This window comes from uncultured Alsobacter sp. (assembly GCF_945952055.1).
GTDB lineage: Bacteria > Pseudomonadota > Alphaproteobacteria > Rhizobiales > Beijerinckiaceae > Alsobacter.
Genome location: NZ_CAMFHB010000010.1, coordinates 148,572 through 167,412 on the forward strand (window position 1 = coordinate 148,572; position 18,841 = coordinate 167,412).

An 18,841-nucleotide genomic window follows, 5' to 3' on the forward strand; every position below is an offset into this window, starting at 1 on the left:
GTCCGACCTAGGAAACCTGATCGGCCCGATCTCTCAGTCCGCGCTGGCCGTCACGTCGAGCTTTGACATGATGGCCTGCGGGTTCCCGCCCGCCATCATGAGGTCGGCCGCGCCGAGGCCCGCGGGGTCCTTGGCGGTGGCGCTCACCGTCAGCCGGCCGGGCTTGGCGATGAACTTCTGCAGCGCCACGAGGACGGCCTTGCTGCCCGGGCTCGGGCCGAGGAAGGCGGGGACGAGCATGCCCGCGCCGTTGGTCAGGTCCTTGCGCAGCTGGTCCGGGCTCTTCTTGGCCTTGCGGGCCTCGCTCTCGAGAACCTTCTCGAACATGCCCTTGTTGTCGATCGTCAGCGTGGCGTCCTTCACCGTCGCGGCCATGGCGGCGAACTGGGCGGTCATGGCGTCGCCGGTGAAGATGTCGCGGGACACGTTACCGACGGTGCCGCGCAGGCTCACCGCGCCGATGTTGACGCCCTGGAAGGCGATCTGGCTCAGCGTCAGGTCGGAGGTCGATTCCTGCCAGCGCATGTCGAGCCCGAAGGACAGGTCGAGCTCCTTGATGCCGAGCGCGAGGACGTTCTTCAGGCTCTCGTCCTTGGTGTTCTGCGGCAGCGGCATGTTCATGCGGTCGACCGACGTGCGGATCACCGTGGGAATGCCGTTGAGGGGCTCGGTCGCCTGGAGCTCGAACGCCTTCAGCGTGAACTTGATGTTCGGGGCGGAGGCATCCTTCGTCTTGGCGGAGGTGTCCGGCACGTCGAAGTCGAGGTCACGCAGGGTGAACGTGCCGATCTCCGGGATGAGGACCCGGGGATCGATCGTCTGCATGTCGAAGTCAGGCTGGCCCAGGGTCTTGCGCAGGCCCTCGATGGTGTTGCGGAACGACCAGCCACTGTGGGCGATGGTGCCGAACCGGGCGCGCCCGTCCGGCATCTTCATCTCGAAATTGTCGAGCCGGACCTCGTTGGGCTTGCCCACCTGGGCGCCGGTGTAGGCCATGCGCCCGATGCTGAAGGTCACCTTCTTCAGGTCGTCCCCACCGGTGAAGGAGAAGCCGGCCGCCTCCATACCGCCGACCTGTGACGCATCCATCATGTCGGCGATCACGTTGACGAGCTTGGCCCGGTCCGCATTGGACAGGTCCTTGCGTTCGGCCTCGGGCTTGGCCGCGAACTGCTGGATGAACGACATCCAGGGTTCCTTGGTCGCGCGGATGCGGAAGTCGCGGCCCGTCATCTTGCCCAGCGAGAACTGGCCCAGGGTCTTGCCGCCGGCCTGGATCGTGCCGCTCATCGAATCGAGGGAAATGGAGCCGTAGGCGACCTTCGGCTCGGTCTCGCCGGGAGCCGCGGCCTCGGTGTAGGCATGGACCATCCAGGGCAGGTCGACCTGGTTGGCCGTCATGGCACCGAAGGTGCCCGTCGCCGTCTCGCCGCTCTTGCCCTCGGAGGCATAGGCGCCACCCGACGAGGCCATGGACCGCACCACGCCGGCCGCGATGCCGGTCAGGCGCAGGTCGCGATAGATCATCGAAACCTTGGCCTCCGGCACGTCGGACGACATGCGCAGTTCCGGTGCCGACATGCTCTCCGCGCTGATGGCCGCCAGGCGGGTCCGCAGCGGCGTCGTGGCGTTCGCGTTGAACAGGTCGCGGATCTCGGCCTCGCCGACCGAGGAGCCGACCACCTCGAGGCGGGGCAGCGAATAGGTGAGCTTGTTCCAGGAGATAGTCAGGTTCTCGACGGTGACGTTGCCCGCCGCGAGCGCCGGGCTCACCAGGGCCGTGGTTCCCGCCAGCCGGATCAGGCCCGCCTTGACCGTGTTGCCGTCGGCGCTTGCCAGCGCCAGGCCCCTGACGGTCACCCGACCGCTCCAGGGGTCCACTTCGACCGCCTCGCGGGACACCGACAGGCCGGCGGAGGCCATTGCCGCGAGCCGGGCGTCGACCCCCGAGCGGATGGCCCAGCTCGTGCCCGCATGAGCCACGACCAGCGCGGCCGTGGCGCCGGCCGCGAGGGTCGCGTGTTTCCTGAAGCTCGACCGGCCTGCTTTGCGACGCATGATGGATCCCCTTCGGACGACGACTGGCTCGGATCGCACGATGACTGCCGCCCATGGCAGAGTTGCGTCCGGCCCGAAAATGACCGGAGCAGGCTAGGGGCGACTGGTTAACCGGCCTTGCGCAGCCGGCACGGAGACGAACGCCGTCCGCTGGGCTGGTAAATCAAAGGCTTAGATCGAAAAGCTCGTGCCGCACCCGCACGAGGCCTTGGCGTTCGGATTGGTCACCCGGAAGCTCTGGCCCATGAGGTCGTCGACGAAGTCGAGCGTCGATCCCATGAGGAACGGCAGGGACACCGAATCGACGAGAACCACCGCGCCGTCCTTCTCGATGACGAGGTCGTCGGGCTGGACCGCCGTGTCGAAGCCGAAATCGTAGCTGAACCCGGAGCAGCCGCCGCCATTGACGCTGATCCGCATCTTGGAGCCCGCCGGTTCGCCCGCGAGGACCTTGAGGATGCGGCGCGCCGCCCGTTCGGTCACCGCGAACGCGTCGGCCGGCGGAGCGGCGGGCAGGGTGGAGGGCTGGTCGAGCATGGTCATCGGCGATCTCCGGGGCGGCGGACGGCAGAGCGTGCGCCCTGCAGAGGCCCCTTGCAAAAGTCCCCGAGGCGAAAGTAAGTGCCGCAGGCGGCAACTTCAACCGCGGTCGCGGCCAGGCCGACGGGCGTCGGCGCGATGCACCGGCAGGGCGGGGGAAGGACCATGAGCGGCCTCGAACTCCCACAAGGGCGGACCTTCGACCGGTGGCGCGCACCCTACGCCGCCGATCCGGCCCTGTCGCGCGGGCGCCTCGTGCCCGAGCCGGTGTCGCCCACCCGCAGCGAATTCCAGCGCGACCGCGACCGCATCGTGCACGCCACGGCGTTCCGCCGGCTGAAGCACAAGACGCAGGTCTTCGTGTACCACGAGGGCGACCACTACCGGACGCGGCTCACCCACACGATCGAGGTCGCCCAGATCGCCCGCTCGCTCGCCCGGGCGCTCGGCCTCGACGAGGACCTGGCCGAGGCGCTGGCGCTCTCGCACGATCTCGGGCACACGCCGTTCGGACACACGGGCGAGGACGCCCTGGAGGCCTGCCTCGCGACCCATGGCGGCTTCGACCACAATGCCCAGGCGCTGCGGATCGTGACCGCGCTGGAGCAGCGCTACGCCGGGTTCGACGGGCTGAACCTGTCGTGGGAGACCCTCGAGGGGCTGGTCAAGCACAACGGCCCGCTGGTCGGCCCCGACGGCCGGCCGACCGCCCGCTACGCCCGCCACGGCGTGCCCAAGGCGATCCTCGACTACGACGCGCGTCACCCGCTGTGGCTCGACAGCCATGCCAGCGCCGAGGCGCAGGTCGCCGCGATCGCCGACGACATCGCCTACGACGCCCACGACATCGACGACGGGTTGCGCGCCGGGCTGTTCGACCTCGCCGACCTGCGCAAGGTCCCGTTCCTCGACGAACTGCTCGGCGAGATCGACAAGGCCTGGCCCGGCCTGGAGCGGGGGAGGGCGATCCACGAGCTGGGCCGGCGCGTCATCACCCGCTTCGTCGAGGACGTCATTCGCGAGAGCGGACGGCGGCTTGCGGCGCTGCAGCCCGCCGACGCCGACGCCGTGCGCCGCGCCGGCCATCCCGTCATCGCCTTCAGCCCCGCCCTCGAGGCCGCCGACAAGGCCATCAAGGCGTTCCTGTTTCCCAACATGTACCGGCATGCCTCGGTCGTCGCGATCCGCAAGGAAGCGGACCGGGTGGTGCGCGACCTGTTCGCCCGCTTCGTCGCCGACCCGTCGCTCCTGCCCAGCGAATGGCAGCCCGGGACGGCCGATGGCGATGCCCTGGCCCTGCGCGTCTGCGACTACATCGCCGGCATGACCGACCGATTCGCCCTGCAGGAACACCGGCGTCTGTTTGACGACACCCCGGAATTGCGATAGGCGCGCCGCGGATCGGGTGCCGTCCGCCGGGCGACGCCCTCGCTGTGTTTCGGACCCTGGCCCGCCATGAACATCTTCACCGAATTCCAGTCCCGCATCACGGCGGCGCTGGCGACCCTGGCCACGCAAGGGGCCCTGCCGGCCGGGCTGGACGGGGGCCGCGTCACCGTCGAGCCGCCGCGCGACCCATCGCACGGCGATCTCGCCACGAACGCGGCGATGGTCCTGTCGCGCGATGCCGGGATGAAGCCGCGTGACCTGGCCGAGACGCTGGCCGCCGCGCTGCGCGGCGAGCCCGGCGTGACGGCCGTCGAGATCGCCGGCCCCGGTTTCATCAACATCCGGCTCGATTCGGGCGTGTTCCACGGCGTGGCGCGGGCCGCGCTGTCCGCCGGCGCGACGTTCGGACGGGGCGAGGCCGCGGGCCCGAGGGTCAATGTCGAGTACGTCTCGGCCAACCCCACCGGACCCATGCATGTCGGCCACGGCCGCGGCGCGGTGTTCGGCGACGCCCTGGCCAACCTCCTCGCCTTCGCCGGCCACGACGTCGTGCGCGAGTACTACATCAACGATGCCGGCGCCCAGGTCGACGTGCTCGCGCGGTCGGCCTACCTGCGTTACCGGGAGGCTCTCGGCGAGGCGATCGGCGCCATTCCGGAAGGGCTGTACCCCGGCGACTACCTGAAGCCCGTGGGCGTCGCGCTGGCGGCCGAGCACGGCGACGCCCTGACCCGGCAGGCGGAGGAGGAGTGGCTCCCCGTGGTGCGGGCCAAGGCCATCGCCATGATGATGGACATGATCCGGACCGATCTCGCGGCGCTCGAGATCCGGCACGAGGTCTTCTTCTCCGAGCGCTCGCTCTCGATCGGTCCGGTGGACGAGATCGCCGCTCTCATCAAGACGCTGCGGGCCCGTGACCTCGTCTACGAAGGCCGGCTCGAGCCGCCGAAGGGGCAGCCGGTCGAGGACTGGGAGCCGCGCGAGCAGACGCTGTTCCGCGCCACCGCCTACGGCGACGACAGCGACCGTCCGCTGCTGAAGTCGGACGGCTCCTACACCTATTTCGCGTCCGACATTGCCTACCATGCGTCCAAGTACGCCCGCGGCTTCGGCGTGATGATCGACGTGTGGGGCGCCGACCACGGCGGCTACGTCAAGCGCATGGCCGCGGCCGTGAAGGCGGTGACCGACGGCAAGGCCGAGCTCGACGTGAAGCTGTGCCAGCTGGTGCGCCTGCTGCGCAACGGCGAGCCAGTGAAGATGTCCAAGCGGGCCGGGGAGTTCGTGACCCTGCGCGACGTGGTGGATGAAGTGGGCCGCGACGCGGTGCGCTTCATGATGCTGTTCCGCAAGAACGACGCGACGCTCGACTTCGACCTCGCCAAGGTGATCGAACAGTCGAAGGACAATCCCGTCTTCTACGTGCAGTACGCGCACGCCCGGTGCAGTTCGGTGTTCCGCCAAGCCGCCGAGGCATTCGGATCGATTCCGGACGCGTCTGCGCTTGCCGACGTCGATCTCTCGCCCCTGAGTGATTCTGCCGAACTGGACGTTTTGCGGCGGATCGCCCAATATCCGCGCGTGGTGGAAGCTGCGGCGGCAGCGCATGAGCCACATCGCGTCGCGTTTTACCTCTACGAACTCGCCAGCGACTTTCACAGCTTGTGGAACAAAGGCAAAGAAGCGCCGCATTTACGGTTTGTTATCGAAACTGATCGAATGTCGTCCCACGCGAGGTTGGCGCTCGTCTGGGCGGTCAAAACGGTCCTCGCATCGGGGTTGGGTATCCTCGGGGTATCCGCTCCGGATGAAATGCGTTGAGCAAGAGGGGCATGCAGGTCTGGACAGAAGCGTCGACCCGCATCTCTGTCGGGTACCCATCCGCCTCGCTCCGGCGCGTGACGCTGCAGCTCGATCGTGGTGAAATCCGCTCGGGCGAAAGACAACGGGTGCGTCCATGACTGAACAGAACAGGTCCCGGCCGGTCATCGATCTCGACGAGCTGGAGCGCCAGCTCCGGGCCGCGTCGGCTCCACGGCCCGTTGCTCCCGCCGGTGCTCCCGGCCGAGACGACCCCTTGGCCGAGCTCGCGCGCATCGTCGGACAGGACGATCCCTATCGCCAGGCGCCCGCGGCGAGGCCGGTGGCGGCGCCACGGCCGGTGCCGCCCGCGCCCTATGCGGTGCCCGCGGCACCCGAGCCCGCGCCGGCGCCCTCCCAGCGCTTCGAGGCCAGCGATTTCGAAGCCGAGCTCGCCGCGCTGAGCCGGGGCGAGCCCTTCGTGCCGCCGCAGGGTCAGGCCCCCGCCGCGCCGATGGCGCCTCCGACCGGCGAGCACCAGGCGGTCGCCGCCACCGATGCCGCCTCCTGGGCGCTGCGCACTCCCGCCCGTGACGACCGGTTCCAGCCGGCCCCCCAGGGCGCCGCCGATCCCTACGCGGTCCGGCCCGATCCCGAGCTCGAGCCGGTCTACGAGCCGGAAGGGCAGCTTCCCCCGCACGACGCGCCCTACGCGGAGCCTCCGCGCCGCTCGCGCCGCGGCCTCTACGCCGTGATGGTCGTGATGGGCGTGGCCGTGATCGGCGTCAGCGCCGGCTTCGCGGTCAAGAACACGCTGTCGGGCAGCAAGGTGGCCTCGGGCGGCACGCCGCCGGTCATCAAGGCCGACACCGGGCCGATGAAGATCGCGCCGGAGAACCCCGGTGGCGTCGAGGTGCCGAATCAGGACCGCCAGGTCTTCAACAAGGGCACCCCGGAAGACACCAAGGGCGCCAAGGTCGTCGGCGGCGAGGAACAGCCGGTCGACGTGAACCAGGTGGCTCGCCTGCAGGCCAAGCCGGCCGTGCCGGCCCCGGCCGGCACCGGCACGACCACGGCTGCCGTGGTCCCTGCGCCGCCCGCCTCGTCGGTCGAGCTGCCGAAGCCGCCTCAGGCGACGGCCCTGCCGCCGGGCCTGGGCGAGCCGCGCCGGGTCAAGACCGTCTCCGTGCGTCCGGACGGCACGATCATCGACAGCGACGCCGGCCCCGTGGGCGGCGCGCCCCGCAGCGTCACGGTGGCTTCTGCCCCGGTCGCCACCGCCGACACGTCCGGCTCGGCCGTCGCGGTTCCGCCGCAGCGTCCAACGGCGGGTGCCACGCCGGCCGCGCCGACCACCCGGCCCGCCCAGCAGACCTCGACCGCCACGGCCGCCCCGACCCCGAAGCCGGCCGCCCCGCGGCCGACCCAGGTCGCTTCGACCCAGCCGGTCGCCGCCACCGAGGCCACGGACACCGCGTCCTCGGGCGGCTTCGCCGTCCAGCTCGCCGCTCCCGCGAGCGAGCAGGAGGCCCGCGACACGGCCTCTCGCCTCGGCCGCCGGTTCGCCGGCGAGCTCGGCGACCTGAAGCCCGGCATTCGCAAGGCCGAGGTCAACGGCAAGACCATCTACCGGGTCCGCGTCGGCAGCCTCTCGCGCGAAGATGCGACGGCGCTGTGTGAGAAGCTCAAGGCCGCCGGCGGACAGTGCTTCATCGCGAAGAACTGACCGCGGTTCCTCTTCTGCCTTCAACCGGGCGGCGGGCCCTGTCCGCCGCCTTTTTCATGCCTCCTCGAGCTCACTTCGGCCGATGACCACCCGTGCTTTCGTGTCCGGCTGCGCCGGTCCCCGCCTGACAGTCGACGAAATCGCCTTCTTCCGCGACGCGGACCCCTGGGGCCTGATCCTGTTCCGGCGCAACGTCGAGACGCCCGAGCAGGTGCTGGCCCTGACCGCGTCCTTCCGCGAGGCGGTCGGACGCGCCGACGCGCCCGTGCTGGTCGACCAGGAGGGTGGGCGTGTGCAGCGCCTCGGGCCGCCGCACTGGCCGGCCTATCCCTCGGCGAGGACGCTGGCCTCGCTTCCCGTGAACAATCCGCTGGTGCGGCGCGAGGCCGTTCGGCTCGCGTCCCGCCTGATGGCCCACGACCTGCGCGCCGTCGGGATCACCATCGACTGCGCTCCCGTCCTCGACGTGCCCCTGCCGGACGCCCACGCGGTGATCGGCGACCGCGCCTACGCCGGCGAACCCGATGCCGTCGCGGTCTATGGCCGGGCCGCCGCGGAAGGCCTGCTGGCCGGCGGCGTCCTGCCGGTGATCAAGCACATGCCCGGCCACGGCCGCGCCAAGGCCGACAGCCATCTCGCCCTGCCGGTGGTCGACGCGTCGTGGGACGACCTGCTCGCCCGCGACATCGCGCCGTTCGCGACCCTATCAGACATGCCGGCGGCGATGACCGCCCACGTCGTCTACACGGCGATCGACCACAAGGCGCCGGGGACGACGTCCCGGACCGTGTTCCGGCGGGTGATCCGAGGCGAAATCGGCTACGACGGGCTGGTGTTCTCGGACGATCTCTCGATGCAGGCCCTGTCGGGAAGCCTTTCGGACAGGGCAGGGGCCGCCATCGCCGCCGGCGTCGACATCGCCCTCCACTGCAACGGCAAGCTCGACGAGATGGTGGCCGTCGCCGGTGCGGTCCCCGACCTGCGGGGCGCGGCCCGCCGCCGGGCGCGCGCCGCGATGGCGCGGATCGCCCATCGCCCGGAGCCGCTGGATCCTGTGGATGCCCGTGGACTTCTCGAGGCCATGCTTGCCGCGACGGGGTGAGAACCCCACCATCGAATCAGCGGCCGAATCAGTTCGGCACGCCACGGTCGATGGTGAATTTTGTGCAAACGCTCGATTTCCAGGATCCGGTGAGGGTGGACCGCGGCGACGCGGAGCCCGCGCTCATCATCGACGTGGACGGCTTCGCCGGTCCGCTGGATCTGCTGCTGGAGCTCGCGCGCCGGCAGAAGGTCGACCTGCACAAGATCTCGATTCTCTCGCTGGCGGACCAGTATCTCGCCTTCGTCGAGGAGGCCCGGAAGTTCAGGCTCGAGCTCGCCGCGGACTACCTGGTGATGGCCGCATGGCTCGCCTACCTGAAGTCCAGGCTGTTGCTCCCCGAGGCCCCCAAGGGTGACGAGCCGAGCGGCGAGGACCTCGCCAGCCAGCTCGCCTTCCGCCTGCGGCGCCTCGAGGCCGTGCGCGAGGTCGCCCGCAAGCTCACCGAGCGCAACCGCCTGGGGCGCGACGTCTTCGCCCGCGGCATGCCGGAGCCGGTCGTCGTGACCAAGACGCCGCAGTGGGACGCCAGCCTCTACGACCTGCTGGCCGCCTATGCGCGCGAGCGCCAGCGCCACGCGATGTCGAAGATGACGTTCCGCCGCCGACACTTCTTCTCGCTGGTCGATGCGCGGCAGGCTCTGGAGCGCCTGGTCGGCATCGCCGTGGACTGGACCGTCCTGGACGAGTATCTCACGCGCTTCGTGGTCGAACCGGGCATGCGCGCCACCGTGCGCGCCTCGGCCTTCTCGGCCACGCTGGAAATGGTGCGCGAGGGACTGCTGGAGATCCAGCAGGAGAAGGCCTTCGCGCCGTTGTGGGTGAAGGCCAGGGCCGCCTGATCGGGCGCCTTGGCGACATCGGGCGGATGCATGAGCAAGCCTCAAGCCGGGGCCTTCGATGACGACCTGCCGGGAGAGGGCGATCTGACGCGCTCCTTCGGCGAGGCGTGCCGGATCGCGGAGGCGCTACTGTTCGCCTCGTCCGAGCCGCTGGCGGCCGAATCCATCGCCAGTCGCCTGCCGGGCGACGTCGCCGTGGCGACCGTTCTGCGCACCCTCCAGGCCGACTATGCATCGCGCGGCGTCAACCTCATCGAGGTGGCCGGCAAATGGGCGTTCCGCACGGCGGAGGATCTCGGCTACCTCCTGTCGAAGGAGGCGATCGAGCCGCGCAAGCTGTCGCGGGCGGCGCTCGAGACGCTGTCCATCATCGCCTACCATCAGCCCGTGACGCGCGCCGAGATCGAGGACATTCGCGGCGTGTCGCTGTCGCGCGGGACTTTGGACGTGCTCCTGGAGACGGGATGGATCCGCCTGCGCGGCCGGCGGCGCTCGCCCGGGCGCCCGGTGACCTATGGCACGACCGAGGCCTTCCTCAGCCATTTCGGTCTGTCCCGCATCGACGATCTTCCCGGCCTGGACGAACTCAAGGGGTCGGGCTTCTTCGACGGACGCCTGCCTCCGGGCTTCGGCGTGCCGGTGCCCTCCGACGATCCGTCGCTGCGCCCGGACGAGGATCCGCTCGGGGAGGACCTCTTCACGGTCATGGCCGAGGAGGCCGCGGCGACCCCCGAGCCGCCGCTGGATGCGGGACCCGAGGAGTGAGCGTTGCGGGGTGCGCCTCCTGCGGCGACACCGAGAAGATTCGCTCGGCCGCCAGCGCTCCGCATCCAGGCCGGCCAAGCCCGGGCAGGCGGGGCGAGACGGGTCGGAATCATCGTTTTCAGCCGCGGCCGGCGGCCGGAAAAGCCTCTGGCGGATCAACCATGGCCCGACACGATGGGCAATTGACCCCGCCGGGGTTCTTGTTTTTGCCGCACCGGCACCTTAGGTTCCCGGCAATAAACTGGTCGGGGAGCCGGATGTCCGGTTGCTGCCCGCTTCTGGGAGTTTCGTGATGGGTGGGGTCAGCATCTGGCACTGGATCGTCGTCGGCATCGTCGTGATGCTGCTGTTCGGGCGCGGAAAGGTGTCCGAACTGATGGGCGACGTGGCCAAGGGCATCAAGGCCTTCAAGAAGGGCATGAGCGACGAGGAAGCCGCGGCTGCCGAGGCGGCCAAGCCGGCCGAGCCCGTCAAGACCATCGAGGACCAGCGCGCCGCCGGCGTGCAGGCGCCTGCCAGCGAACACAAGGCGTCGTGAAGACGGCCGGCCGCCCGTAGCGGGGGGCCGGTGGGGCACGGTGGGCGGGCGGCGATCGGGCCGCCTTGACCCGGTGATCGGTACGTCATGTTCGACATAGGTTGGGGCGAATTCGTCGTCATCGGCGCGGTTGCGCTCGTCGTCATCGGGCCGAAGGAGCTGCCGAGCGTGTTGCGCACGGTGGGCGGAGCCGTGTCGAAGCTCAAGCGCATGGCCGGCGACTTCCAGCAGCAGTTCAACGAAGCCATCCGGGACTCGGAGTTCGAGGAAGCCCGCAAGGCCTTCGACGGCGCCAACAACACGATCAACTCGACCTCGACGTTCAATCCGATCCAGACGATCCGCGAAGAGATCAAGAACGCCGTCGAGGGCACCGGCGCGACGCCGGCGAGCACCACACCCGCGACCACCACGCCGGTGACGCCGTCCGACGTCCAGGCGACCGCGCCGCAGCCGATTCTCGACATTCCGGCGCCGCCGCCGGTTCCCGACCTGACGCCGGAGCAAATCCACGCCGCGTTCGCCAGCGAGCCCGCGGCACCGGTGGAGGAGGCGGCGCCGCCTCCGAAGCGCCGCCGCGCCCGCAAGGCCGACGTGGTCGCCGATGCGGAGTCCGCACCGGCCGAGCCGACGACCGTCGCGGCGAGCTCCACCGAGCCGGTTGCCGCGGCGGGGGACGAGGCGGAGCCCGCCAAGCCCAAGCGCCGGCCGCGCAAGCCGAAGACCACCGATGACGAGGGCGCGGCCGGATGAGCCACGAGGATATCGAGGCGACCAAGGCCCCCCTGATCGAGCATCTCGTCGAGCTGCGGTCGCGGCTCATCAAGTCGCTCGTCAGCTTCATGGTGATGTTCGTGATCTGCTTCGCCTTCGCGAAGTACATCTACAACATCCTGATCTTCCCCTACGTGCTGGCCGCGGGCGACGCGAGCCAGGTCAAGCTCATCTACACCGCGCCGCTCGAGTACCTGTTCACCCAGATCAAGCTGGCCGTGTTCGGCGCCGGGTTCTTCTCGTTCCCGGTGATCGCCACGCAGCTCTACAAGTTCGTGGCGCCGGGCCTCTACAAGAACGAGCGCGACGCGTTCCGGCCCTACCTGGTGGCGACGCCGGTGCTGTTCACGCTCGGCGCGGCGGTGGTCTTCTTCATCGCCATGCCGATCGTCATGCGCTTCTCGATCGGCCAGCAGCAGCTGGTTCCCGGAGAGGCGGCGATCGAACTCCTGCCCAAGGTCAGCGAGTACCTGTCGCTGATCATGACGCTGATCTTCGCCTTCGGCATCTGCTTCCAGCTGCCGGTCCTGCTCACGCTGCTGGCGCGCGCCGGGTTCATCGATGCGAAGTTCCTGCGCGAGAAGCGGCGCTACGCGATCGTGCTGGTGTTCATCGCCGCGGCCGTGCTGACGCCGCCCGACGTCATCAGCCAGCTCGCCCTTGCGATCCCGACGCTGCTCCTCTACGAAGCCTCCATCATCGCGGTGCAGATGGTCGAGAAGAAGCGCCAGGCCCAGGACACCACGTCCAGCACCTGACGCGCGGCACGGTCGCCGGCCCCTCGGGCCGGCCGCATCCGCCTCCCGGACCGTCGGCCCTGCGACGGACAAACGGGTGGAGCGATGTACGACATCAAGTGGATCCGCGATAACGCGCAGGCTTTCGACCAGGGTCTCGTGAACCGGGGCGCCTCCGCGCTGTCGTCCACGCTGATCTCGATCGACGACCGCCGCCGTGCCGCGATCCAGACCGCCCAGGTCTCGCAGGAACGCCGCAATGCCCTCTCCAAGGAGATCGGGCAGGCGATGGCCAGGCAGGACAAGGCCCGCGCCGAGGCGCTGAAGGCCGAGGTCGCCGCGCTCAAGGACGCGCTTCCCGCCGCCGAGGCGGAGGAGAAGGCCATCAGCGCCGAGCTGGACGCGGCGCTCGCGGCCATTCCGAACACGCCCCTGCCGGAGGTGCCGGTCGGCGCCGACGAGCACGGCAATGTCGAGGTGCGCCGCTACGGCGAGCCGCGCACGGCCGCGACGATGGGCTTTGCCCCCAGGCAGCATTTCGACATCGGCGAAGGCCTCGGCATGATGGACTTCGAGGCCGCGTCCCGGATGTCGGGAGCTCGCTTCGTGGTCAACCGCGCCGGTCTCGCGCGCCTGGAGCGCGCGCTCGGGCAGTTCATGCTCGACCTGCACGGCGGCGAACACGGCTACACCGAGGTGAACCCGCCGCTGCTGGTGAAGGACCATGCGGTCTACGGCGTCGGCCAGCTGCCGAAGTTCGAGGACGACCTGTTCAAGACCACGAACGGGTTCTACCTGATCTCGACCTCCGAGGTGTCGCTCACCAACCTGGTGCGCGAGCAGGTGCTCGAGGAGAAGGTGCTGCCGTATCGCTTCACCGCGCTCACGCCCTGCTTCCGGTCGGAAGCCGGGGCGGCCGGCCGCGACACGCGCGGCATGATCCGCCAGCACCAGTTCAGCAAGGTCGAGCTCGTCTCCGTGACGACGCCGGAGCAGTCTCTGGCCGAGCACGAGCGCATGACGGCGGCGGCCGAGGAGGTTCTGAAGCGCCTCGGGCTCGCCTACCGCACCGTTCTTCTGTGCACGGGCGACATGGGCTTCGGATCGCAGAAGACCTACGACATCGAGGTGTGGCTGCCCGGCCAGGACGCCTATCGCGAGATTTCGTCCTGCTCGGTGTGCGGCGATTTCCAGGCGCGGCGGATGAATGCCCGGTTCAAGCCCGCCGAGGGCAAGGGCAACCGCTTCGTCCACACGCTCAACGGATCGGGCGTGGCGGTCGGGCGCGCGCTCGTCGCGGTCCTCGAGACGTATCAGAACGAGGACGGGTCGGTGACCGTCCCCGATGCGCTCCTGCCCTACATGGGCGGCATCACCCGGTTGGAGAAGGTGGCCTGATGCGCATCCTGGTCACCAACGATGACGGCATCAATGCGCCCGGGCTGAAGGTCTGCGAGACCATCGCCCGCGCGCTGACGGACGACGTGTGGGTCGTGGCGCCCGAGACGGACCAGTCCGGCGTCGCCCATTCGCTGTCGCTCAACGATCCGTTGCGTCTGCGCGAGGTGAGCCCGCGGCATTTCGCCGTGAAGGGCACGCCCACCGATTGCGTGATCATGGGCGTGCGTCACATCCTGAAGGACGCCGCCCCGGACCTCGTGCTGTCGGGCGTCAACCGCGGCCAGAACATCGCCGAGGACGTGACCTATTCGGGCACGGTGGCCGGAGCCATCGAGGCGACTCTGCTCGGGATCCCGGCCTTCGCACTGTCCCAGGCCTTCGGCCCGGCGAACCGGAATGCCATCCACTGGGACTGCGGCGAGACCCTGGCGCCGGACCTGATCCGGAAGGTGCTGGGGGAGGGGATCCCCCGGGGCGTCCTGGTCAACGTCAACTTTCCCAACTGCCCCCCGGCGGAGGTGGTCGGCGTGGCCACCGCGGTCCAGGGCCAGCGCGGGTCGGCGCTGTTCCGGATCGAGGAGCGGCTGGACGGCCGGCAAAATCCGTATTTCTGGCTCGGCTTCTCGCGCGAGCCGTTCGCGCCGGGCAACGGCACCGACCTGGCCGCGCTCGCGGCGCGCAAGGTGTCCGTGACGCCGCTGCGGATCGACATGACCGACGAGCCCACGCTGACGCGGTACGCGCAGCTTTTCGACCGCCCCTGACCGGAAGGCTTCGACCGCATGTCGCTGGTTCGTGACCACGGCAGCGCCGAAGCCCGGATCGCCTTTCTCATGGCCCTGCGGGCGAAGGGCCTGCGGGACACCGCCGTGCTGCGGGCCTTCGAGACCGTGCCGAGGGGGCGATTCGTTCCCCGCCGATTCGCGGACCTCGCCCTGACGGACGTCGCGCTGCCCATCGCCTGCGGGCAATCGACGCTGGCACCGTCCCTGATGGCGGAAATGATCACGGCGCTCGACGTGCGCCCGGAGCACCGGATCCTCGAGATCGGGACCGGGACGGGCTACGGCTCGGCCTTGCTGGCGCGGCTCGGCGCCGATGTCGTCTCCGTGGAGCGCTACCGCTCGCTCGCCCTGGAAGCCTCGACTCGCCTCGACGCTCAGGAGGTCGCCAACGTCCGCGTGGTGCATGCGGACGGCTGGCACGGCCACGCCGCCGGTGCTCCCTACGATCGGATTCTCGTGGATGCGAGCGTGGAGGGCCTGCCCGCGGCGCTGGCGGACCAACTGGGACCCAACGGCCGGGTCGTGCTGGTCGAGCGCGACGAGGGTGGCTCCGTCATGGTGCGCTACCAGCGCGACGCGCTTCAGGACTGGACGCGCGACGTCCTGCGTCCGTTTTCAAGCCCGCCCCTGATGGCAGGCGTCGCTGCGGCACTTTGAGCGCGGCGCAATTGCAGTTGTGGTGAACGCTTCTGCGCGTTTCTTGCCCGGTTCCAACCATTCCTTAACCCCAACAAGGCATGAATAAGACCATGGACTTTCGGGGCCAACGGTCCGTTTCGATCGGGAACAGTCATGGGTATGCGTCTGGGTTTTCCTCTCCTGAATTCCGCCGCCCGCGTCGCCTTCGTTTGCACCATCGCCGGTGCATCGGCGGCTTGCAGCTCGGACGCGATGCGGTTCACCGACACGCCTTTCAACAATCCCTTCGGGAGCTCCGCGCGGATGGAGCCGCAGACGACGGCGAGCGTGGCGTCCGCGCCCTCGATGCCCGTGCAGTCGCAGGCGCTGCCGCCGGTGGCCCCCGTCGCCTCGGCGCCGCTCCCGGCTCCGACCGCTTCGGCGTCGCGGGTCGCAATGGCCGCGCCGGTCGCCGCATCGGGCGCCGTCACGTCGCTTCCCGGCGCGAAGGGCTGGACGACACAGGGCGGCTCGACCGTGACGGTGGGCGCGAGCGACACCGTCAAGTCGCTCTCCAATCGCTACGGGGTTCCTGAGGCGGCCATCCGCGCCGCCAACGGCCTCAACGGCGCGGCCCAGCCCGTCGCCGGCACGGCGGTCCTCATCCCGGTCTACAACGCCTCTGCCACGGCACCGCCCGCAGCTTCTGCCGCCGTCGCGGCCGTCGCCAAGCCGGTCGCCGCGGCTCCGGTGGTCCAGCAGACTGCCGCGGCGGCCAAGGTTCCGGTGGGCAGCACGCGCATGAAGCTGGTTCAGGGCGCGCAGCCCGCCGCGGCGCAGGTCGCCGCCGCCGTGCCGGCCACGACGCCCACCAAGGTCACGGCCCCCAAGGTCGCGGAAGTAAAGCCCGCGCCCGTCAAGGTTCCCGAGCAGAAGGTCGCCGCCAAGCCGGCTCCGGCCCAGGTGGCCGTTGCCGCCCCGGTGCCCGCGCCCGTCGCCGCGCCGGCCAAGGCCGTCCCGGTGAAGCCGGTGGCGACCGCCAAGGCGGAGCCCGCGGCCGAGCCGGTCAAGGCTCCCGCCCAGGTCGCCGCCGTCAAGCCCGCCGCGCCGGCGGCCGCTCCCGCGGCCACGGTGGTCGACGCCACGGAGACCACGGCCTCGATCGCCGCGGCGGCCAAGCCTTCCACCGAGTTCCGGTGGCCCGCCAAGGGCCGCATCATCTCCGGGTTCGGCGGCAAGGGTGGCTCGTCCAACGACGGCATCAACATCTCGCTGCCGGAAGGCACGCCGGTGAAGGCGGCCGAAGGCGGCACGGTGGCCTATGCCGGCAACGAGCTGAAGGGCTACGGCAACCTCGTCCTGATCCGCCATCCGGACGGCTGGGTTTCCGCCTACGCCCACAACGGCGAGCTGAAGGTGAAGCGCGGCGATACGGTGTCGCGCGGCCAGACCATCGCCACCTCGGGCGCCAGCGGCAACGTCTCCTCGCCGCAGCTGCACTTCGAGCTGCGCAAGGGCTCCACGCCGGTCGACCCGATGCCCCATCTCTCGGGCACCTGAACGGCCTCCACGTCATCCGATCAGCACCGCGAGACCCATCGCTGATCGTCAGGAAAGCGGGTGACGCGTCGGGCGTCTCCCGCTTTCTGTTTTTCGGGTTTGGCGCCGTTCAGTCGAGCCTGTGCTCCAGGCGTCCGGCGAGGTCCTGGATGTACTGCCAGGCGGTGCGGCCGGAGCGGGAGCCGCGGGTGGTGGCCCATTCCAGGGATTCGTGATGCATCGCGTCGCGGTCGGGCACGGCCAGTCCGAAATGCTCCACGTAGCCGTCCACCATGGCCAGGTACTCGTCCTGGCTGCACTTGTGGAAGCCCAGCCAGAGCCCGAAGCGGTCGGAGAGGGAGACCTTCTCCTCCACCGCCTCGCCCGGGTTGATCGCGGTTGCGCGCTCGTTCTCCATCATGTCGCGCGGCAGCAGGTGCCTGCGGTTCGACGTGGCGTAGAAGATCACGTTCTCCGGACGGCCCTCGATGCCGCCCTCCAGCACCGCCTTGAGCGACTTGTAGGACGTGTCGCCGCCATCGAAGCTGAGATCGTCGCAGAACACCACGAAGCGGAACGGTGCGGCGCGCACCAGGGTCATCAGCGTCGGCAGCGACTCGATGTCCTCGCGATGGATCTCGACGAGCTTCAGCGGGGCCGTCCCGGCCGGCAGGGTGCGGTTGACCTGCGCGTGGGCGGCCTTCACCAGCGACGACTTGCCCATGCCGCGCGCGCCCCACAAAAGGGCGTTGTTGGCGGGAAGCCCCCTGGCGAAGCGGCTGGTGTTGTCGAGGAGCGTGTCGCGGGCGCGGTCGATGCCCTTGAGGAGCAGCATCTCGACCCGGTTGACCTTGCCGACGGGCGCGAGCCTGGGGGGCTCCGGATGCCAGACGAAGGCGTCCGCCGCGTCGAAATCGGCCTCGCTGGACCTGGGCGGAGCGAGGCGCTCGAGCGCCTCCGCGATGCGCAGCAGGGTGGCGGCGGAAAGGTCCGGGGTCTTGTCGGTCGTCATGGCGGGAGGGGCTCGCGCGGGGCTTCCTGGGGGCCGCTCTTCCTAGCCGCCGGCCGGTGCCGTGTCATCCGCTTCCCGAACGAGCGCGAATCCGGGCGGGGCAACGGGGGTTCCGGCAGTGGTTCCGTTTGCTTTCCCGGTCCCGCTGGCTATAGTCCGCGCCGATTTTGCCGGTCCCTGCGCGCTCCGTGCGCAGCCCGCAACTCTTCGGAGGGTAACCCTTGATCACGCCTGCTTTCGCCCAGACCCCGGCCGGGGCCGGTGGCGTCGACATGATCATGCAGATCGTGCCGTTCGTCCTCATTTTCGTGATCATGTACTTCCTGATCATCCGGCCGCAGCAGCGCAAGGCGCGCGAGCACCAGGAGATGATCAAGAACGTGCGTCGCGGGGACACTGTGGTGACCACCGGGGGAATCATCGGAAAGGTGACGAAGGTGTCCGACGACGCCGAGCTCGAGATCGAGATCGCCGACGGCGTGCGGGTGCGTCTCGTCCGCGGGATGATCGCGGACGTCCGCGCCAAGGGCGAGCCCGTCAAGTCGTAAGCGAGGTGCCGGCACGGGCACCCAGACGCAAGACCAAGCAATCGCCCGGGGGCGGCAGAAAGACAGACGCCACACGATGCTGCGCTTTTCACGATGGAAGACCTTCGGCGTACTCCTGCTCACCCTGCTCGGCGTGCTCTACGCCATGCCGAGCGTGCTGTCGCCGGAGACCCGCAAGGCGATCGAGCAGTCGACGCCCGGCTTCATCCCGCGTTGGCTGGTGCCGCATCAGGCGATCGTGCTCGGGCTCGACCTGCAGGGCGGCTCGCACGTCCTGCTGGAGGTCGACACCGGCGCCGTCCTTCGGGCGCAGATCAACACCCTGCGTGACGACGTGCGCCGCGTGCTGCGCGAGCAGCGGGTGAACCTTTCCGGCGGCATCACGCTGCAGCCGCGCGGCGTCAGCCTGCGCGTGCCGGACGCCGCGGACCGCGCCAAGGTGATGCCCAAGTTCGCGGAACTGTCGGTTCCGGTCGGCGGCGGCATCGGCGGCAGCGGCCAGCGCACCATCGATTTCGCGGAGCAGGCGGACGGCCAGATCACCCTGACCGTCTCCGAGGCGGGCGTGAACGAGCGCGTGCGCAAGGCGATCGACCAGGCCATCGAGGTGCTGCGCCGGCGCGTCGACGCGCTGGGCACGACCGAGCCGAACATCCAGCGCCAGGGC

At 69.9% G+C, this 18,841-nt stretch carries 17 protein-coding genes and 1 pseudogene; 15 read left to right on the plus strand and 3 right to left on the minus strand.

Going from position 1 to position 18,841, the window contains the following annotated elements; translation table 11 throughout:
• Positions 1 to 33 precede the first annotated feature (33 nt).
• Together Q0Q47_RS10400 and erpA are read right to left on the minus strand one after the other, a co-directional pair.
• Positions 34 to 2,058: a hypothetical protein gene (locus Q0Q47_RS10400; protein WP_293858493.1), complete on the minus strand. Its 2,025-nt coding sequence runs from the start codon at positions 2,056 to 2,058 to the stop codon at positions 34 to 36.
• Between the two features lie 171 nt (positions 2,059 to 2,229).
• Positions 2,230 to 2,601: an iron-sulfur cluster insertion protein ErpA gene (erpA, locus tag Q0Q47_RS10405; RefSeq protein WP_293858496.1), complete on the minus strand. Its 372-nt coding sequence runs from the start codon at positions 2,599 to 2,601 to the stop codon at positions 2,230 to 2,232.
• Between the two features lie 162 nt (positions 2,602 to 2,763).
• On the opposite strand from erpA, the gene Q0Q47_RS10410 reads away from it, so the two are divergent.
• The 13 genes from Q0Q47_RS10410 (at position 2,764) to Q0Q47_RS10470 (ending at position 16,635) form a co-directional block, all read left to right on the plus strand.
• The gene (locus Q0Q47_RS10410) at positions 2,764 to 3,987 is read left to right on the plus strand and encodes a deoxyguanosinetriphosphate triphosphohydrolase (protein ID WP_293858499.1); all 1,224 of its coding nucleotides are present in this window, start codon (positions 2,764 to 2,766) and stop codon (positions 3,985 to 3,987) included.
• Between the two features lie 66 nt (positions 3,988 to 4,053).
• Positions 4,054 to 5,808: an arginine--tRNA ligase gene (gene argS / locus Q0Q47_RS10415; RefSeq protein ID WP_293858502.1), complete on the plus strand. Its 1,755-nt coding sequence runs from the start codon at positions 4,054 to 4,056 to the stop codon at positions 5,806 to 5,808.
• Between the two features lie 136 nt (positions 5,809 to 5,944).
• Positions 5,945 to 7,513: an SPOR domain-containing protein gene (locus tag Q0Q47_RS10420; protein WP_293858505.1), complete on the plus strand. Its 1,569-nt coding sequence runs from the start codon at positions 5,945 to 5,947 to the stop codon at positions 7,511 to 7,513.
• 82 nt (positions 7,514 to 7,595) lie between these two features.
• Positions 7,596 to 8,615, plus strand: a complete 1,020-nt coding sequence (gene nagZ, locus Q0Q47_RS10425; RefSeq protein WP_293858508.1) for a beta-N-acetylhexosaminidase — start codon at positions 7,596 to 7,598, stop codon at positions 8,613 to 8,615.
• 62 nt (positions 8,616 to 8,677) lie between these two features.
• On the plus strand, positions 8,678 to 9,457 hold the full coding sequence (locus tag Q0Q47_RS10430; RefSeq protein WP_293858511.1) for a ScpA family protein: 780 nt from the start codon (positions 8,678 to 8,680) through the stop codon (positions 9,455 to 9,457).
• 30 nt (positions 9,458 to 9,487) lie between these two features.
• Positions 9,488 to 10,222, plus strand: coding sequence for an SMC-Scp complex subunit ScpB (scpB, locus tag Q0Q47_RS10435; RefSeq protein WP_293858514.1), 735 nt, complete (start codon positions 9,488 to 9,490; stop codon positions 10,220 to 10,222).
• A 292-nt stretch (positions 10,223 to 10,514) separates the two neighbouring features.
• Complete coding sequence (locus tag Q0Q47_RS10440) at positions 10,515 to 10,760, plus strand: twin-arginine translocase TatA/TatE family subunit (protein WP_367278233.1); 246 nt, start codon at positions 10,515 to 10,517, stop codon at positions 10,758 to 10,760.
• Positions 10,761 to 10,847: 87 nt separating this feature from the next.
• Positions 10,848 to 11,513 carry a Sec-independent protein translocase protein TatB gene (gene tatB, locus Q0Q47_RS10445; RefSeq protein WP_293858517.1) on the plus strand — a complete coding sequence of 222 codons (666 nt, stop codon included), beginning with the start codon at positions 10,848 to 10,850 and terminating at the stop codon, positions 11,511 to 11,513.
• Positions 11,510 to 12,292, plus strand: a complete 783-nt coding sequence (tatC, locus tag Q0Q47_RS10450) for a twin-arginine translocase subunit TatC (RefSeq protein WP_293858520.1) — start codon at positions 11,510 to 11,512, stop codon at positions 12,290 to 12,292. The genes tatB and tatC overlap by 4 nt, the downstream gene beginning before the upstream one ends.
• Before the next feature lie 84 nt (positions 12,293 to 12,376).
• The gene (gene serS / locus Q0Q47_RS10455; protein ID WP_293858523.1) at positions 12,377 to 13,669 is read left to right on the plus strand and encodes a serine--tRNA ligase; all 1,293 of its coding nucleotides are present in this window, start codon (positions 12,377 to 12,379) and stop codon (positions 13,667 to 13,669) included.
• Positions 13,669 to 14,436, plus strand: coding sequence for a 5'/3'-nucleotidase SurE (gene surE / locus Q0Q47_RS10460; protein ID WP_293858526.1), 768 nt, complete (start codon positions 13,669 to 13,671; stop codon positions 14,434 to 14,436). The genes serS and surE overlap by 1 nt, the downstream gene beginning before the upstream one ends.
• 18 nt (positions 14,437 to 14,454) lie before the next feature.
• Complete coding sequence (locus tag Q0Q47_RS10465) at positions 14,455 to 15,114, plus strand: rRNA adenine N-6-methyltransferase family protein (RefSeq protein ID WP_293858529.1); 660 nt, start codon at positions 14,455 to 14,457, stop codon at positions 15,112 to 15,114.
• Between the two features lie 135 nt (positions 15,115 to 15,249).
• A complete protein-coding gene (locus tag Q0Q47_RS10470) occupies positions 15,250 to 16,635 on the plus strand; it encodes a LysM peptidoglycan-binding domain-containing M23 family metallopeptidase (RefSeq protein ID WP_293858532.1) in 1,386 nt (461 codons plus the stop codon).
• A gap of 109 nt (positions 16,636 to 16,744) precedes the next feature.
• Here Q0Q47_RS10470 and Q0Q47_RS10475 read toward each other — a convergent pair whose 3' ends face one another.
• Positions 16,745 to 17,626: an ATP-binding protein gene (locus Q0Q47_RS10475; RefSeq protein ID WP_293858535.1), complete on the minus strand. Its 882-nt coding sequence runs from the start codon at positions 17,624 to 17,626 to the stop codon at positions 16,745 to 16,747.
• A gap of 221 nt (positions 17,627 to 17,847) precedes the next feature.
• On the opposite strand from Q0Q47_RS10475, the gene yajC reads away from it, so the two are divergent.
• A complete protein-coding gene (gene yajC, locus Q0Q47_RS10480; protein WP_293858538.1) occupies positions 17,848 to 18,174 on the plus strand; it encodes a preprotein translocase subunit YajC in 327 nt (108 codons plus the stop codon).
• A gap of 76 nt (positions 18,175 to 18,250) precedes the next feature.
• A pseudogene (locus Q0Q47_RS10485) lies at positions 18,251 to 18,841 on the plus strand (protein translocase subunit SecD); the annotation flags it as partial.

Bases quoted from the DNA above. Each gene is read 5' to 3' on its own strand.
- scpB (WP_293858514.1), top strand. From the start codon at position 9,488: ATGAGCAAGCCTCAAGCCGGGGCCTTCGATGACGACCTGCCGGGAGAG.
- Q0Q47_RS10410 (WP_293858499.1), top strand. From the start codon at position 2,764: ATGAGCGGCCTCGAACTCCCACAAGGGCGGACCTTCGACCGGTGGCGC.
- Q0Q47_RS10420 (WP_293858505.1), top strand. From the start codon at position 5,945: ATGACTGAACAGAACAGGTCCCGGCCGGTCATCGATCTCGACGAGCTG.
- surE (WP_293858526.1), top strand. From the start codon at position 13,669: ATGCGCATCCTGGTCACCAACGATGACGGCATCAATGCGCCCGGGCTG.
- Q0Q47_RS10465 (WP_293858529.1), top strand. From the start codon at position 14,455: ATGTCGCTGGTTCGTGACCACGGCAGCGCCGAAGCCCGGATCGCCTTT.
- nagZ (WP_293858508.1), top strand. From the start codon at position 7,596: ATGACCACCCGTGCTTTCGTGTCCGGCTGCGCCGGTCCCCGCCTGACA.
- Q0Q47_RS10470 (WP_293858532.1), top strand. From the start codon at position 15,250: ATGGGTATGCGTCTGGGTTTTCCTCTCCTGAATTCCGCCGCCCGCGTC.
- serS (WP_293858523.1), top strand. From the start codon at position 12,377: ATGTACGACATCAAGTGGATCCGCGATAACGCGCAGGCTTTCGACCAG.
- Q0Q47_RS10400 (WP_293858493.1), bottom strand. From the start codon at position 2,058: ATGCGTCGCAAAGCAGGCCGGTCGAGCTTCAGGAAACACGCGACCCTC.
- tatC (WP_293858520.1), top strand. From the start codon at position 11,510: ATGAGCCACGAGGATATCGAGGCGACCAAGGCCCCCCTGATCGAGCAT.
- Q0Q47_RS10440 (WP_367278233.1), top strand. From the start codon at position 10,515: ATGGGTGGGGTCAGCATCTGGCACTGGATCGTCGTCGGCATCGTCGTG.
- tatB (WP_293858517.1), top strand. From the start codon at position 10,848: ATGTTCGACATAGGTTGGGGCGAATTCGTCGTCATCGGCGCGGTTGCG.
- Q0Q47_RS10475 (WP_293858535.1), bottom strand. From the start codon at position 17,626: ATGACGACCGACAAGACCCCGGACCTTTCCGCCGCCACCCTGCTGCGC.
- argS (WP_293858502.1), top strand. From the start codon at position 4,054: ATGAACATCTTCACCGAATTCCAGTCCCGCATCACGGCGGCGCTGGCG.
- erpA (WP_293858496.1), bottom strand. From the start codon at position 2,601: ATGACCATGCTCGACCAGCCCTCCACCCTGCCCGCCGCTCCGCCGGCC.